Raw genomic sequence first — 16520 nt, 5'->3', positions numbered from 1 at the left:
GTTGAAATAAGGGTGAGTCGGCAAAACGGCTTGTGCGTACTTTATGTTTTTGCGGACTGGCGAGACCGATTGTGTGGCCCCTCATTCCGTAGAACCGATCTGGATTTCTCTTCCTGCCATCTGTGATATAGCGGTGATTACCAGCCTGAAACCGCCATTTATTCATTTGTGTTGCAAAATGCCAACTATTTTTAAGACCTTTCGCTGTTCTTCTCCGTAACAATTCCAAACCATGAAGACGTACCTGCGTTCGTTAACGGCCCTTAGCGTCCTGTTTTTTTTAAGCACTTGTTCCCACCTCAGTAATTCCGTCCGGCTGATCAACCAAAACTTTGAAGACGAAGTGGGCCGGAACCAAAATCTGGTCTTTACGTTCAGCAAAGACCTCGTGCCGGAAGGTCGGCTCAACGAATGGGATTCGACGCAATACGTGGTTTTTGAACCGGCGGTTGCGGGCAATTTTAAGTGGACTGCCCCCAACGAACTGGTGTTTTCGCCAGCGGTTGCGTTCAAACCGGCCACGGAATACAAGGCCGAACTGGACAATTCCCTGGTTCGTCAGCAGAAAGACGCGCAACTCTCGCTCGATAATGAAACCATCGCCTTCCATACGCCGTATCTCCAGCTCGCCGACACCGAATTCTGGTGGACACGGGGCGAGAACGGCCGACCGGTTGCCAAAGCGAAACTGAATTTCAATTACCCGGTCAGCGGAACCGAACTGGCCGGTTTACTGAAAATTGAAGCCGAAGCGGAAAAACCGCTGACGACGCAGGTTCTGCAAACGTCGCTGAACGAAACCATCCCGGTTACGCTCGCCAACGCCCCCGCTTCCCGCAGCGAAACCCCGTTGAAAATTCAGGTCGGACAAGGCCTGAAAGTACCGAATACGGCATTCAGCACCAAAGAAGCGTTTGAACAAACGACCGCGCTGCCCTCGCAATACAGCCTGGAGGTGGTGGATGTAAAAACCGGGTTTGAAAACAACGAAGGCGTTATCCGGGTCATCACGACGCAGGAATTGCAGGCCAGCCAGTTGAGCAGCTATTATACCCTGACACCGGAAGCCGAAAGCCGCGCCGAACTCACCGAGAACGGTTTTATCATCCGAGGCAATTTCAACGAAACCGAAACGTACGTGCTGACGCTCACCGATCAGCTAAAAGGCGTTCTGGGCGCACGACTGGTCGAAGCGGTTTCAAAAGACGTGTTTTTTGGGAAAATGCCCGCCGGTATTTCCTTCGTCAACAAGCGGGCGGTTTATCTTTCGTCGAAAGGCGCGAAAAACGTGGGTGTCAACATCGTCAACGTGCCGAAGGTGGACGTGAAGATTGCAAAGGTGTACGAGAATAACATTCTGCACTACCTGCGCTCGGGTCGCTACGAAGAAAGTGGCGAAATCGACGGCGAGTGGAAACCGCTGGGAACGCACTATTATTACGACGATGAACAACAGAATTACAGCGACATCATCGTTCAGAAAACCGTCGAAACGACCAATTTACCCAAAGCCAAAGGCGTTTCGGCCCTGAACCTGTCCCTCCCCGACCAAACCGCATCCAGTCCGAATCCGCCCCGGGGTATTTACCTCGTTACGGTCAGTTCGAAAGACGATGCGTTCATCAGCGCGACCAAACTGATTTCGGTGTCGGACATTGGCCTGATCACCAAACAGGGCAACGACGAAGTCTGGGTGTTTGCCAACTCCATCAAAACCGCCGAGCCGCTGGCGAACGTCGATATCACGCTGATCAGCAGCAACAACCAGGTCATTGCCACGGTGCAAACCAACGGCAAAGGTGTCGCGCATTTTGAAAAAATAACGGAGAAAAACCCCGGTTCCAAACTGGCGATGGTGCTGTCCAAAACCGAAGATGATTTCAATTACCTGCTGTTGCAGGACGCGAAAGTCGAAACATCGCGCTTCGAGGTGGAAGGCAAGCGCGACAACCCGACCGGTTTTGATGCCTTTGTCTACGGCGACCGCAACATTTACCGCCCCGGCGAAACAATTCACTTCAACACCATCATCCGCAACCCGGTTTGGGAGAGCGTCGGCGAGATTCCGCTGAAGATTAAAGTGCTGTCGCCCAATGGCAAAGAATACCGGGTGCTGCGCCAATCGACCAACGAGCAGGGCGCCGTGTCCACTGATGTTCCGATTGATCCGGCGGCCGTCACGGGCACGTACGTCACCGAGATTTACAACGCCAACGACGTGTTGCTGGCGTCGCGGAACATCAGCATCGAGGAATTTATTCCCGACCGCATCCGGGTGGAAGCCCGCACCGAACGCGACGCCTACAAAACCGGCGAAACCGTCACGATGACCGCCACCGCGACGAACCTTTTTGGTCCGCCCGCCACCGGCCGAACCTACGAAATGGACCTGCAACTGAAGCAGCGGGCGTTTACGGCCAAACAATTCCCGGACTACACGTTTGCCATCGAAAGCAACACCTCGTTTGAAAAAAATCTGCGCCAGGGCGTTACCGACGCCAACGGCCAGGCCGTTGAACGGTTTCCGATTTCAACCAGTTACCGCGACATCGGTGTGCTGGAAGGCAAACTGTTCGTCACGGTTTTTGACGAAAACAGCCGCCCGGTCAATCGCCTGAAGCAACTGGATGTGTTTACACAGGAAACCTTTTACGGCATTCGGCTGGCGGATTCTTACGTCGGCACCAACGCTCCGCTGCCCGTCGATGTGGTAGCCGTGGATCGAAACGGCAATTTACAAAAAGGAGCCACGGCGCAGGCTGAGGTGGTGCGCTTCGACTACCAGACGGTCGTTGAAAAACAGTACGACCAGTTGCGGTATGTCTCGAAAAAACGCGAGAAGGTCGTTTACACCAATAACCTGACGTTCGGCGACGGTCGGGCGAAATTCAGTTATGTGCCGACGGTTTCGGGCGAATACGAAGTGCGCATCCGGCGAACGGGCAAATCCGGCGAGGTGGCTGCGGCTTACACGGCGGTTTCGTATTATGCCTACGGTTTTGGTACGACCCAAAGTTCGTCGTTCGAAGTCAGCACCGAGGGGCAGGTTTTGATGGAGTTCGACAAGGAAAAGTATCAGGTGGGCGACAAAGCGAAAGTGCTGTTCAAAACGCCGTTTGCCGGAAAACTGCTGGTGACGCTGGAACGCAACAAAGTCCTGGAAACGCATGTGCTGGAAACCGACCAGAAATCCGCCGAACTGACCTTTAGTTTGTCCAATGAACATCTGCCAACGGTTTACGTGACGGCTACGCTTATCCGGCCCGTCGATGGGTCCAATCTGCCACTCATGGTGGCCCACGGTTTTGCGCCGATTTCGGTAGAAGACCCGGAGACGAAATTGCCGGTGGAAATTACGGCGGTGACCCAATCCCGTTCCAAAACAAAACAGCACATTTCGGTCAAAACCAGTCCGAATGCTGAACTGACGGTGGCCGTCGTCGATGAGGGAATTCTGCAACTGAAGAACTTTCAGACGCCCGACATCCACGGTTATTTTTACCAGAAACGCGCTCTGGAGGTCAACAGCCACGATCTGTATGCCTTCCTGTTTCCCGAATTAGCCCTTTCCGGCCGTTCGTCGTTTGGTGGTGACGGCTACAATCTGGGCAAACGCATCAATCCATTGAGCAACGGACGCGTTAAACTGGTGGCTTTGTGGAGTGGCGTTTTGAAAGCCAACGGCAGCGGAGAAGCCAGTTTCGATATCGCGATTCCGCAGTTTTCGGGCGATTTGCGGGTTATGGCCGTCGCCTACAAAGGCAAGTCGTTCGGTTCGGCGACGAAGAACATGAAAGTGGCCGATCCGCTCGTCATCAGCACCGGCGCGTCCCGTTTTTTGAGTCCGGACGACGAGCTGAGCCTGCCCGTGACGATCAGCAATACCACCAAAAAACCGGCTACCGTGACGGCTTCGCTCAAACTGAGCGGGGCTTTACTGGCCAACGGTGCGACCACGCAGCAACTCACCATCGGGCCGGGGCAGGAAGCCCGCGCGACCTTCGCCGTGAAAGCAAAAACCGCCATCGGAACGGGAAATATGACGGTTTTGGTGAAAGGCCTGAACGAAACATTCAGCGAAAGTCTCGACCTCACCGTCCGGCCGGTGACGTCTTTGCTGAAAACCGCCCAATCAGGTGTCGTGGCCGCCAATCAATCCCAAACCATCGATCTGACCAATTCATACATTCCCGGTACGGTGCGGAGTCAGTTGACCGTCAGCCGGTCGCCGATGATTCAATTGAGCAAGGAGTTGTCGTATCTGCTCGGCTATCCGTACGGGTGCATGGAACAGACGATCTCGAAAGCGTTTCCGCAGTTGTATTTTGCCGAAGTGCTCAAAACGATGGGTAAACCGGGAACGTATTTCGTCCGTTCGGGCGACAGTGATCTGAATCCGAACTACACGGTTCAGGAAGCCATCCGGCGCGTGGAATCGATGCAACTGGCCGACGGCGGTTTTAGTATGTGGCCCGGTTTGCCGACAGAAGACGGCTGGGCGTCGGCTTACGCGGTTCATTTCCTGACTGAAGCCCGACGCGCCGGTTTTGAAGTGAGTCCGTCGGTATACAGCAAAGCACTGGATCGGTTGAATGTCCGCACGAGCAGCCCCGCGCTGGAGGATGAAGTTGTTCGTGATGAAACCGGCAACACGGTTCATAAAGTGGTGAGTCGGCAGAATCTGTACGGGTTATACGCGCTGGCACTGGGTGGCCAACCCAACCGTCCGGCGATGAATTATTACAAAACCGCAGCCCTGCGGCCGAACGAAAATTCACTGACACCGGATAGCCGGTATTTGCTGGCGGCTGCGTTTTACCTCACCGGCGATACGCGGAGTTATAATGCCTTGTTACCCAAAAAATTCACCAATACGATTAATCAGCGGCAATCGGGCGGCAGCTATGCCTCGCCGATTCGGAATCTGGCGCTGGTGCTGAACACCTTGCTGGAAATCGATCCGGACAATTTGCAGATTCCGACGCTGGCCCGGCAACTTTCACAGGCGCTGAATACGAGTGCGTACCTGAACACGCAGGAGTCGGTTTTTGCCGTACTGGCGCTGGGCAAAATTGCCAAAAAAACCGCTACCTCGACGGCCACCGCCACGCTGTCGGCAGATGGCAAAACCGTGGGGCAGTTTACCGGCAAAACGCTGAATCTGACGACCGGTATTGCCAACCGGAAACTGAAGCTGGCGGCTCAGGGCACTGGTCGTCTCTACTGGTTTGCCCAAACCGAAGGATTGAGTGCGACGGGAAACTACACCGAAGAAGATGCCGGTTTGCGGGTTCGGCGGGAATTTCTGGACCGCGACGGTTCGCCGATGTCGTCGTTCAAGCAAAATGATCTGGTGGTGGTTCGGATTTCACTGGCGAGCGACAACGGAATTGCGGTCAACAATGTGGTGGTGACGGACATGCTGCCCGCCGGTTTTGAGATCGAAAATCCGCGCCTGACCGAACCCCGTGAAATGCCCTGGATCAAAGGGGCTTCGACGCCGGAACACTTCGATGTGCGCGACGACCGGATTCATTTTTTCACCTCCGCCGGAACAACCGTTCAAACATTTTACTACCTCGCCCGGGTGGTGTCCAAAGGTCGTTTTGCGCTGGGGCCGGTCTCTGCCGATGCGATGTATGACGGCAGTTTGCGGAGCTATTCGGGGGGTGGAATCCTGACCACATACTAACAAAAAAAAATCGAAAAGTGACTTTTGAGACTAAGTTGCGTCTATTAAGTATATCCCACCATTTTATCCGGTGGGACGAGTTCATTCCAAGTCGGTTAAACCATTCGTTTTCCCCTGATTAGGAGCAGGTTGGTTCGAATAAACTGTTTTAACGGGTTGGAGAAAGGCGTTTTGTAGTCTACCTTTGTGTCACCGAAAAGATTAAGTAATCGTATGCAATACAATCGCTATTACCTCTTATCCAGCATGATGGGCGATGAATTATATCGTCAGCATTCATCTAAAAAAGATCAACCTATTGAGGAGAGTCTGGAAAAGCGGTTTAATCTCCTTTCGGAGATTCCGCTGGATCAATTTATACGCAGCGGCATGCCGTGGCTGCGTATTCTCGAAATGCTCGAACGGCGCTACTAATCGTATTGGTAGTTTTTCTTTATACTATATCCATCCGTGAACCCATTCCTGACGATTTTTAACCAAAGTCGGGAATGGGTTTATTTCATTTAACGGGAGTTTCCTCCGCAACCGGTAAAAGTTGTAACTTGCCTATCGATGAGGAAATTATTTTTGCTGATTGGTTTTATTGTTTGGCTTTTTGCTTTCAAATCCACCGTTGACGAACAGGCCTGGATCCGAATCAACTCCCTGGGCTACCGGCCCGCCGGTACGAAAGTAGCCATCTGGGTCGGAAAAACGGCGGAAGCCGTTGTACAGCCCTTTCAGGTCATTGATGCCCAAACCGGAAAAGTCGTTTATGAAAATCCGGTCGGGAAAGACTTTGGTGCGTACGGTCCTTTTGTGCAAACCCACCGTCTGGATTTTTCCGGCGTTCGCAAACCGGGTACCTACTACCTCAAAACCGGAACCACCCAATCGCCGGAATTTCGGATTGCAGACGACGTATACGACGGGGCGGCTGATTTTTGCCTGCGGTATATGCGCCAGCAGCGCAGCGGTTACAATCCTTTCCTGAAAGATTCCTGCCATACCCACGACGGCTACACAATGTATGGTCCCATGCCCGACAGCACGCACATCGATGTTTCGGGCGGCTGGCACGATGCTTCGGACTACCTGCAATACGTTACGACTTCTGCCAACGCCACCTACCATCTGCTGGCCGCTTTTCGCGATTTTCCGAAAGTTTTTGGTGATCATCACCTGGCCAACGGGCTGGAAGGAAGTAACAACCAGGCCGATGTGCTGGACGAAGCCCGCTGGGGCCTGGACTGGCTGCTGAAAATGCACCCCAAAGACGACTGGATGTTCAACCAACTGGCCGACGACCGGGACCATTCCGGATTGCGCATTCCCAAACAGGATTCAGCATATGGAAAGGGTTATGAGCGGCCCGTGTATTTTGCGACCGGAAAACCGCAGGGGCTTTTCAAACACAAAAACCGCGCAACGGGCGTTGCTTCCACAGCGGGCAAATTCAGCAGCGCGTTTGCGCTGGGTTACCAGGTGTTGCGCAAACGTGATCTGGATTATGCCGACAAATTGTGGGAACGGGCGCAAAGTGCCTACATGCTGGGCCTGCAAAAACCGGGTGTTTGCCAGACAGCGCCGGGTCGGGCACCCTATTTTTACGAAGAAGATAACTACGTCGATGACATGGAGCTGGCGGCTGCCGAGATGTACAATGCCGCCCGGGTGCAGGGCTACAAAGCCGCCGACTACCTCAATAGCGCCTACGCCTACGGTTTGATCGAACCGGTAACGCCCTGGCTGGGAGCCGATACGGCCCGGCATTACCAGTGGTATCCGTTTATTAACATCGGCCATTTTGAAGTCGCCAAGCGGGTTGTCGATACCCGTCGGCAACACATGGTCGGTTTTTACCGGGACGGGATTGAAAAGGTCTGGCAGAAGGCGCAGAGCAACGCATTTTACCGGGGCATTCCGTTCATCTGGTGCAGCAACAACCTGACGACGTCTTTCGCCATTCAGTGTTACTGGTACCGTAAACTAACCGGCGATACCCGCTATCTGCCACTTGAGCAGGCGTGTTTCGACTGGCTGTTTGGCTGCAATCCGTGGGGGACCAGTTTTGTGTACGGTTTACCGGCCGGCGCGGATACGCCCGCTGATCCGCACTCGGCCTTTACCCACCTCAAAAACTACCCCATCGATGGCGGGCTGGTTGACGGGCCGGTGTATGGCCGGATTTACAAAAATCTGATCGGGATCGAGCTGAAAGAGCCGGATGAATATGCGGAGTTTCAAAGCGATCTGGTCGTTTATCACGACGATTACGGCGACTACAGCACGAACGAACCGACGATGGACGGCACGGCTTCGCTAATTTACCTGCTGGCTGCCAAACAGGGCGAAACAACAGCGGTAGCCACGGTTGCTGCTCCGGCAAAAACGAAAGTGGTTAAAAAGAAGACCTCATCCCGGAAAAAGACGGTTCGTAAAAAGTCGTCCGGACGAAAAAAGGCCCCGGCCAAACGTTCGTCGGGGAAAAAGAAGAAACGGAGACGGTAAGCGGTTTTCGTCCCTTTTTATCGGGTCCGAATCACCCCCAACTTTTTTAGCAGATCGGTCCGGTTGCTTTCCGGAACAGAAATGGGCGTGCTCTGGTTGCGCATAAACAACTGGTTCCGTTCCAGACGTTCAATGTGGTTCAGATTGATCAATAGTGAGCGTGACAACCGGTAGAAGTAGGAGATGGGGAAATACTGAGCCAGATAACCAAGGTTCATGGACAACAGATGCGGTTTTTCTTCATTCACCATAAAAACCTTGACGTAGGCTCCCTCGGCCAGCAGATAGAGAACCTCCTGGAGTAATACTTTTTCATACCCCTTATTGATCGGTAGAAACAACGTTTCGGCAGCCGCTGCGTGGCTGGACCGATGGCTCAATGAACGATTCGTATAGGCCAGTTCGATCTGAAAAACAATTTCATTTTGGTGAAAGGGTTTGATCAGATAGGCAATCGGTTCGGTTTCTTTGGCCCGTTGAAACGTCGGCGTTTCTGAATTGGCGGTCAGGTAGATAATGGGCATCCAATGCATGGCCAGCATATCCCTCGCCGTCGTAATTCCGTCAGCCGTGGATCGTTCCAGATGAATATCAACCAGCGCCATATCCGGGGGTTGTCGCCGGACAGCGGCCATCGCTTCCTGGTAATTCCGGGCGATCGTCGGCACCCGGTGCCCGGCACTCTCCAACGCTCCTTTGATGTCATGAGCCGTCAACAAATCATCTTCAATAATCAGGATGGTTAAAGATTCCATGGTACGTTCAAATTTTAAACTGCATCTCAAACCGGGTGCCTTTTTCCGAATGAAACTGACAGGAGCCGTATAACTGATCGACCTGGATCTGAATAAGATGCATTCCGAATGTCTTACTTTCCCTAAAAATAACCGTACCGGTTTGCGAAAGCGGTAGCCCCGGTCCATTATCAGTAACGGTCAGCAGCAGCGCGTTCCCCTGCCGCCGACTCATCACCCGGAAGACCGGGTCAGGATGATCCGGGAACGCATATTTACAGGCGTTGGTGGTTAATTCGTTCACAATCAACCCCAACGACAAGGCATGGGCGGCCGGTAACTCAAACACTTCCAGGTCGTATAGCGTCTGAATCCCGGAATACCCAAAGGTGCGGATGACACTCTCGACCAGTTCAGGAATAAAATCAGGCAGATTGACGGTCACCAGCCCCTCGCCATCGTAAAGCCGGCGATGCAGCAGGGCCATTGCCTGCACCCGCATCTGACTTTCTTCCACAGCTTTTCGGGCAGTTTCGTCAACAAGCTGTTTGGATTGCAGGTTGAGCAGACTGGACACCACTTGCAGGTTGTTCTTCACCCGGTGGTTTTGCTCTTTCACCAACTCGGCATTCCGGGCGCTGATGCGCTGGTTTTTGCGATAGAGCCGAAAAAAAATGATGCTCGTGACAACCGTCACGAGCAGGAGGGCCGAGATGGCCCAGTTCAGACGTTTCTGAAAGAACAGGGTTTCCGAACGCAACGCCAGTTCTTTCTGCTGGGCTTTCAGGAGCGCATCTTTTTGCCCGGCTTTATACTCCATGTTCAGGCGGGATATAGCCCCTGCGTGATCAACGGTATAATTATTACGTTCCATTTGACGCAATTTTTCGCTGTGCACATACGCACGTTTCCAGTCGCCAATGGATTGATAATACAATTGATAGTTGCTTTCAAAACTATAATTGATAAAATGGTCGATGAACGGACTCTGGTTGAGTAGATGCTGGGCCTGAGAAAGAAATGACCATGCCTGCTTAGGCTGACCCAGACTGGTATACGCCGAAGCCAGTTCCAGCATGAGCCTCATCCGAATTCCCTGCTCTTTCTGCTGCGTTGCCAGTTCCAGCGCTTTTTTCAGGTAGTCTGTTCCGGTCTGATTCTGACCCACACTTCTCCAAAAGCGGCCAACCGCCAAATGGTTTTCAATACGGGTTACGGTATCTTTCAGTCTATGAGCAAGTTGGTTTATTTTCCGATAGTAATGCACCACACTGTCTGGTTGCGGTTTAGCTCCATCGGGTCCATTATTGATGTAAAAGCCCATCAGGCATCCGTACGCTCTGATCAAGGCTTTGTCAGAGTGAATACGCCCGGCCATCTCCAGTGCCCGGTACGCATACGAGAGCCTATCCTGGCGGTTTTCCTGAGTGCCGCTTAACCGAACGTACAATCTGACCAAATCAAAGGAGTCGCCACGGGGTTCTGTGATTTTTAATGATTTGAGAAACCAGCGGTGAGCGGTTAGAAGATCGCCGGAGGCTTCATAGGTTTTTCCATACAGGTAATACGCTTCAGCCAGCAACAACGAATCTTTCTTCGCAACAGCCTCCCGATACACCGTATCCGCATAGAGCAGTTTGTGCGACTGGAGTTTCAGGTAGTGGGGCTGCTGCGCCCTGCCTGCCACCAGCGTCAATCCAAGAATCAGCAAAAGGCCAATGAGCCGCGCCGTCGTATGCCGAAGGGAAAGAAAAGACATGGATTGACCTGGTTGGCTTTACGTATTAAATCAAAAGAAAGTGAGTTTGTCATTCTAATCAGAAAATCCCACTGAGAGAATCGGCGACTCTGTATAGGCATCTCCCTCATTGGTAAAGTTACCGATAATTCACTTCTGGCTATCAAGTACATTCGACAAAATAAACCGGCGGTTTTCTTCCGCAACATCCTGTCGATTCCCACGATTTCTTCCAGTTAATTATGAAACGCATCTGCTTGCTCTGTCTTGTAATTGCCCTGCTGGGTAACGCCTGTGTATCGCATAAACCGGTCGCACTCAGCACGGAGAGGCTACATGATGGAGCCATACGGGTGACCCCGTCCTGGCAATCGAAACGGACGGTTTGGAGCAAGGCCTGGCCTTTCATCGTGGGACCATTGGCTATGGGCACTTTTTTTGCCATACGTCAAAATGCAGATCCGCAATTTTATTCGAATAAAAATACGGGCGCACCCTATCCGGTGGGTACCACCGCGGCCGTAGGTGCCGGATTGGGGCTGATGGTACCCGGTTATATCCCCTTTTCCTTTTTTCGAAAGAAAAGCGTTCGGTCACGCACCTACCAAACCAGTGAGGAAGACAAATGGGTGTCGGCCTATGGCAATTATGTAGTGAGGGAGCGTGATCCGGGCGGACGGCTGTTGCTTATTCCCCACAAACAAGTTAAAGACTACGACCAAACGGAGCAGCAAATCAAAGAGAAAGCCGAACGGGAGCGTCGGGAAGCGGAAGAAAGAGCCCGACAAGCCGAAATAGCGCGGGAAGAAACCGCTTACCAGAATTTCGTAAAGTATGATTCCTGGCAATACTACCTCGACCACTTCCCGAACGGTCGGTATAAAAATGAAGTACTCCAAAAAGGAGAGGTACTGGCGTATAAAAGAGTGACGACTGGCTCCAATGATTCCTGGGAAACCTACATTAAATATTTCGCTCGGGGTGAGCATAGTCAGGCCGTTCGGCAGGTAAAATCTGAAATCATTCAGGTCCAAAATTTACGGGCTCAGTATTATGAAGCCAATACGCTTGAAGCTTACAACAAGGTCGTGGAAACGGGACGGAACCTGCAAACTGAACTCATAGAAAAACGCGGTAAGATCCCGGACGCCGACGGATATGCCGGCCAAATCATTTCCGGATTGGCCAATGCAACGGGCATTCTCATTACCAGTGCGGACGAGTGGTTAAGCAAGAAACAGATTGAACGCACCCGCAGGCTGGAATTAGCCAAAGAATGGGTGATTGGAGAAAGTTTGTGCTGGACCACCAGCAGTGTCAAACTTGACCAAAATGGAAAAGAAGTGCCGGGCACCAGTGCTAAAATGGCCGTCCGGGTAGTTATTGAAGAGATTAATCCGGAACGCACCCGGTTCAAAGTCCGGATTAAAGAGCTCTTTAGTTACCGACTGAACAAGAATGTGGACTCATTCCGCATAGAAAACGCAAACCGGGTTTGGCAACCCGAAGAAGTTGACTGGCTCGACCCTACCAGTGAAGAGTTCGATTTCAAAAAGTGTAATTGATTCAGCCAGGGTTTCGCTTCTTTCAAAACACCACTTCTATTCCAAAATCATTAATTTGCACCATCGATGGGGCCTGCTGGTTGCGCAGTTCGGTGGCAATGCGCTGAATGATTTCGGTTCGGCGCGGGGTGGCGATTTTGGCGCCCGCGCTCCGGCAATAGGCAGGCCATTGTTCGTTGCCTGGTACGAAAACGTAGATGGAGGTCAACATGCGTTCGTACGAAAACCGCAACGTCAGCATGGATTCACGGTAGCTGATCCACCCGGATAAACCGGTGTGTTCCATTTCAACGGTGTAATTGGTCAATGGAGTGGCCATAGGGGTCCGGGTAGCCCAAGAGTTCATCAAATTCATGATACGGTGTTTTTGGAAGTAATGGTGTCCCGCTATGCTGATCGTTTGGTTGTGTTTACTGTATTGGACTATCGCTCCTGGGATCGATAATTGGGTAAAAGATGCAGTCCGGGTCGCCGACGTTGCACGCAACGACACAAACCCCGAAAAATATATTTCGCGGCACCGGGGGGCCATCATTCGGGGCGACACAATCGCCCGGCGGCTGGCGATCGTGTTTACGGGTGATGAATACGCCGATGGCGGTGAACCAATCCGGCAGAAACTAGCGCACCACCGGGTTGCGGCATCGTTTTTCCTGACGGGCCGCTTTTATCGCAATCCGGTTTTTCAACCTCTGATCCGCAGCCTGAAAAAAGACGGTCATTACCTCGGTGCTCATTCCGACGCCCATTTGCTGTATTGCGACTGGACAAAGCGCGACAGCCTGCTGGTAACCCAAACGCAGTTTCGCAATGATCTGGAGCAGAATTACGCAGCCATGCAATCCTACGGTATTCGAAAACAAGACGCCCGTTTTTTCCTGCCGCCCTACGAATGGTATAACGACACGATTGCCACCTGGACCAAAACCGCGGGTTTCCAACTCATCTCGTATACGCCCGGAACCCTCAGCCACGCCGATTATACGACGCCCGATCTGAAAAATTACCGCAGCAGCCGGGCCATTTTAGAATCCATCTATGCGCAGGAGCAGCGGCATCCGGCCGGCCTGAACGGTTTTATTCTCTTGCTCCACGTTGGAACACACCCCGCCCGAACCGATAAACTGTATGCGCACCTGGACGAACTTCTTACGTATTTACAGCAGAAAAAATACCGGCTGGTGCGGGTCGATGAATTAATTTGATAAGGAACATATAACAAAATATACTTTCTCCGTTTTTCTGTTGATTCATGCAACAGTCTGCTGTGAATCAATGTCTTTCCCTTGTTTTTCAGCGTTGCTCCGCCCGTTTGCTAACCCGGCGTTATTTCCATAAAAATATTTTTTTAACTACATCCGTAGTTGCAACTATTAAAATTTGTTAACTTTCAGCAACGGATGTTAATTCTTTCCAACTTGCCGATCCTTATTCGTCAATCGTTTCCTATTCCCCATGAAAAAACTTTTCCTGCTGCTGTTACTAACGGTATGCTGCCAGGCGGCTTTTGCCCAACAGTCGAACCGGATCACCATCCGGGGTTCCATCACCGATACGTCCAAAGCCGTTATGCCCGGAGCAACGGTGATGCTTCTGACCCCGAAAGACTCCGCACTGGTCAATTTCGGCCGAACCAACGACAAAGGGGCGTTTGAATTCCGGAATGTAAAGCGGGCTTCGTACATTCTGAAAGTATCGTACGTCGGTTTTTTGCCCTTGCAGGTGGAAGTGAATCCCGACAACAGCGAAGTGACCGACCTGGGCGCCTTGCCCATCAAACCCATTCAGAAAGAATTGCTGGAAGTGGTCATTAAAGCCGCCAAAGCACCGCTGAGCATTCGGGGCGATACGATCGAGTACAATGCCGCTTCGTTCAAAGTGCCGCCCGGGTCGACGGTCGAAGAATTGCTCCGCAAACTGCCGGGGATGCAGGTCGATCAGGAAGGAAATATCAAAGCCCAGGGCGAAAACGTCACGAAAGTCACCGTGGATGGAAAAACGTTCTTCGGCTCAGACCCCAAATTAGCCACCAAAAACCTTCCCGCCGATGCCATTTCGAAGGTGCAGGTGTTTAATGATAAAACAGAAGCCGCCAAGACGACCGGTATCGACGACGGGAAACGGGAAAAGGCCGTTAACCTGGAACTGAAAGAAAGCCACCGCAAAGGCGGTTTTGGAAAAGTAACAGCGGGCGTCGGAACCAAAGACCGGTTTCAGCTCCGGGGGAACTACAACCGCTTCAATACCAAAGAGCAAATGTCGGTGATTGGTCTCGGTAACAACATCAACCAGACCGGCTTATCGTTCGATGATTACCAGGATTTTCGGGGAAGTCAATCCTTTAACTGGGAAGATCAGGGCGATTTCGGGTTCTACAGCGGAGGGGTCTACTTCTTTGGGGGCGACGATGGCATCGGGGTTCCGATCACGGGCGGGGGCAGCAACAGCCGGGGTTTTTCCCGCAACTATGCCGGAGGAGCGAACTACAATTACGATACCAAGAAGACCAAACTTAGCTCCAACTATTTCTACAACCAGAGTGGTCTGACGCTCAACTCCGATCTGGAAAAAGAAACCTTTCTGCCCAACAGTTCATTTTTGAATACGGACCACAAGAGCCAGGGCAGCCTGACCCGCAATCACCGGGGCAGTGCCCGGTTCGAGCAAAAAATCGATTCGCTCAATACACTGGTCATCATCGGCAATCTGCGCGCCAACAATGGCAACACCGCTCTGTTTAGCGATCAGAACTTTTTTGAAGGACCCAATCAGGAAACGCGCACCAGCCAGACTAATTTCGCCAACTACAACCAGTTCAACGGTTTTCAGCTTGCGACAACGGCGATTTACCGGCACACCTTCCGGAAGAAAGGGCGCAACTTTGCCGCCAGCCTGGCCTATAACGTGAACGATACCGATGGTTCGGCCCAGCAACGCTCGACCAACACCTATTTTAATGACACCACCGCCACCGGGCCGACGATCTTTAGCATCAACCAGGACAACGTCACCAGCAGTTTACGAACCGAAATCAAGTCCAGCCTGGATTTTACCGAACCGTTATCAAAAACAACGTTCTGGGAAACGTTTTATAACTTCAGCCGACGCAACGACAAGGTCGACCGCGACGTTTTCGATGTCGGTGACCAGATTTCCGTTCGGAATGAAACCCTGAGTCGGTATTACACCAACGATTTTACCTACAACCGGATTGGCTCTCTGATCCGTTATTCCGACAAAGGATTTAATGTGTCGGGCGGTTTGGCGGGAATGTGGTTTCATCAGGCCGGGCAATTTGCCTCGAATCAGGGAGCCTCTAATTTTACAAAAGTCGACCGCAATTATTTCTCGGTTGTTCCCAACATCAGCGTAAACTACAACAAGAAGAACAAACGGTTCAATGCCGGTTACAACGTCAATGTCAACCAGCCACAAACCAGTGATTTGCAACCGGTTGTCGACAACAGCAATCCCCGCTTCATTCGGGAAGGGAATCCCGATTTATTACCCTCGCTGACGCACCGGGTCAGTGGCGGGTTTGGCGTCTTCAATCCCGGTAGTTTTGTCAACGTGTTCGTCAATGTCAACTACGGGTACAACATCAACCAAATCGTTTATAATCAGACGGTTAATGAATTACTGGTAACGACAACCCGTCCGGAGAACATCAGCGGAGGAACGAGCAAGGGTGGAAGCGTTTATTTTAGTTTCCCGATAAAAAAGACAAAAGCGGTGTTGAATACGAATTTTTACACCAACCTCAACAAATTCCCCACGTTCATCAATGGCGTACCGAACCAAACCAACAACAACAATTACAACGCCTACATGAGCCTGGATTTGACGCCGAGCGAAAAATTCACGTTTTATCCAACGTTTAACTTTAGCATCACGGATACGAAGTATTCCGTTAATACGGCGCAAAACCTGACCATTTATAATTACAATTACGGCGGTAACATGAACGTCCAGTTGCCAAAGGGAATTTTCTTCAACGGGCGGATGAGCTATCAGATTTACAAAAATCCCAAGTTTGACTTCAGACAGGAGTTGCCAATTTTGAACCTGGCCGTTTATAAACTCTTCCTGAAAGACAATAAAGCGGAGGTGCGGCTGACGGCCTATGACGTTTTCAACAAAAACCGGGGCATTACGCAACAGGCTTATCAGAATTACGTGCAAACCGAGCGGGTTCAAACCCTGGCGCGGTATTTCATGCTCTCTTTTTCGTATAACCTACGGGGCCTGAAGTCGCAAATGCGTCAAAATAACTACATTTATTAATCAGCAGGAACTGGAAA

9 protein-coding genes are annotated in these 16520 nt (G+C 51.6%); 6 read left to right on the top strand and 3 right to left on the bottom strand.

The window, feature by feature from the left end; translation table 11 throughout:
* Nucleotides 1–232 precede the first annotated feature (232 nt).
* From FH871_RS18930 to FH871_RS18920, 3 genes are all read left to right on the top strand, one after another.
* Nucleotides 233–5692: an alpha-2-macroglobulin gene (locus FH871_RS18930; protein WP_138992971.1), complete on the top strand. Its 5460-nt coding sequence runs from the start codon at nucleotides 233–235 to the stop codon at nucleotides 5690–5692.
* A gap of 213 nt (nucleotides 5693–5905) precedes the next feature.
* On the top strand, nucleotides 5906–6106 hold the full coding sequence (locus tag FH871_RS18925; protein ID WP_114407472.1) for a hypothetical protein: 201 nt from the start codon (nucleotides 5906–5908) through the stop codon (nucleotides 6104–6106).
* Between the two features lie 138 nt (nucleotides 6107–6244).
* Nucleotides 6245–8182, top strand: coding sequence for a glycoside hydrolase family 9 protein (locus FH871_RS18920; RefSeq protein WP_138992970.1), 1938 nt, complete (start codon nucleotides 6245–6247; stop codon nucleotides 8180–8182).
* A 17-nt stretch (nucleotides 8183–8199) separates the two neighbouring features.
* Here FH871_RS18920 and FH871_RS18915 read toward each other — a convergent pair whose 3' ends face one another.
* Nucleotides 8200–8937, bottom strand: a complete 738-nt coding sequence (locus tag FH871_RS18915) for a response regulator (RefSeq protein WP_138992969.1) — start codon at nucleotides 8935–8937, stop codon at nucleotides 8200–8202.
* Between the two features lie 7 nt (nucleotides 8938–8944).
* On the bottom strand, nucleotides 8945–10675 hold the full coding sequence (locus tag FH871_RS18910; RefSeq protein ID WP_138992968.1) for a sensor histidine kinase: 1731 nt from the start codon (nucleotides 10673–10675) through the stop codon (nucleotides 8945–8947).
* 221 nt (nucleotides 10676–10896) lie between these two features.
* On the opposite strand from FH871_RS18910, the gene FH871_RS18905 reads away from it, so the two are divergent.
* Nucleotides 10897–12219 carry a hypothetical protein gene (locus tag FH871_RS18905; RefSeq protein WP_138992967.1) on the top strand — a complete coding sequence of 441 codons (1323 nt, stop codon included), beginning with the start codon at nucleotides 10897–10899 and terminating at the stop codon, nucleotides 12217–12219.
* A 22-nt stretch (nucleotides 12220–12241) separates the two neighbouring features.
* Here FH871_RS18905 and FH871_RS18900 read toward each other — a convergent pair whose 3' ends face one another.
* Nucleotides 12242–12538 carry a hypothetical protein gene (locus tag FH871_RS18900; protein ID WP_138992966.1) on the bottom strand — a complete coding sequence of 99 codons (297 nt, stop codon included), beginning with the start codon at nucleotides 12536–12538 and terminating at the stop codon, nucleotides 12242–12244.
* A gap of 70 nt (nucleotides 12539–12608) precedes the next feature.
* On the opposite strand from FH871_RS18900, the gene FH871_RS18895 reads away from it, so the two are divergent.
* Both FH871_RS18895 and FH871_RS18890 read left to right on the top strand, forming a co-directional pair.
* On the top strand, nucleotides 12609–13424 hold the full coding sequence (locus tag FH871_RS18895) for a polysaccharide deacetylase family protein (protein WP_138992965.1): 816 nt from the start codon (nucleotides 12609–12611) through the stop codon (nucleotides 13422–13424).
* Between the two features lie 250 nt (nucleotides 13425–13674).
* Nucleotides 13675–16503, top strand: coding sequence for an outer membrane beta-barrel family protein (locus FH871_RS18890; protein WP_138992964.1), 2829 nt, complete (start codon nucleotides 13675–13677; stop codon nucleotides 16501–16503).
* Nucleotides 16504–16520 lie beyond the last annotated feature (17 nt).

The organism is Larkinella sp. C7 (genome assembly GCF_006149005.1).
Lineage (GTDB): Bacteria > Bacteroidota > Bacteroidia > Cytophagales > Spirosomataceae > Larkinella.
The sequence above is the reverse complement of the archived record's forward strand: the minus strand, read 5'-3'. Positions and strand labels throughout refer to the sequence as shown.

Bases quoted from the DNA above. Each gene is read 5' to 3' on its own strand.
- FH871_RS18930 (WP_138992971.1), top strand. From the start codon at position 233: ATGAAGACGTACCTGCGTTCGTTAACGGCCCTTAGCGTCCTGTTTTTT.
- FH871_RS18925 (WP_114407472.1), top strand. From the start codon at position 5,906: ATGCAATACAATCGCTATTACCTCTTATCCAGCATGATGGGCGATGAA.
- FH871_RS18920 (WP_138992970.1), top strand. From the start codon at position 6,245: ATGAGGAAATTATTTTTGCTGATTGGTTTTATTGTTTGGCTTTTTGCT.
- FH871_RS18915 (WP_138992969.1), bottom strand. From the start codon at position 8,937: ATGGAATCTTTAACCATCCTGATTATTGAAGATGATTTGTTGACGGCT.
- FH871_RS18910 (WP_138992968.1), bottom strand. From the start codon at position 10,675: ATGTCTTTTCTTTCCCTTCGGCATACGACGGCGCGGCTCATTGGCCTT.
- FH871_RS18905 (WP_138992967.1), top strand. From the start codon at position 10,897: ATGAAACGCATCTGCTTGCTCTGTCTTGTAATTGCCCTGCTGGGTAAC.
- FH871_RS18900 (WP_138992966.1), bottom strand. From the start codon at position 12,538: ATGGCCACTCCATTGACCAATTACACCGTTGAAATGGAACACACCGGT.
- FH871_RS18895 (WP_138992965.1), top strand. From the start codon at position 12,609: ATGCTGATCGTTTGGTTGTGTTTACTGTATTGGACTATCGCTCCTGGG.
- FH871_RS18890 (WP_138992964.1), top strand. From the start codon at position 13,675: ATGAAAAAACTTTTCCTGCTGCTGTTACTAACGGTATGCTGCCAGGCG.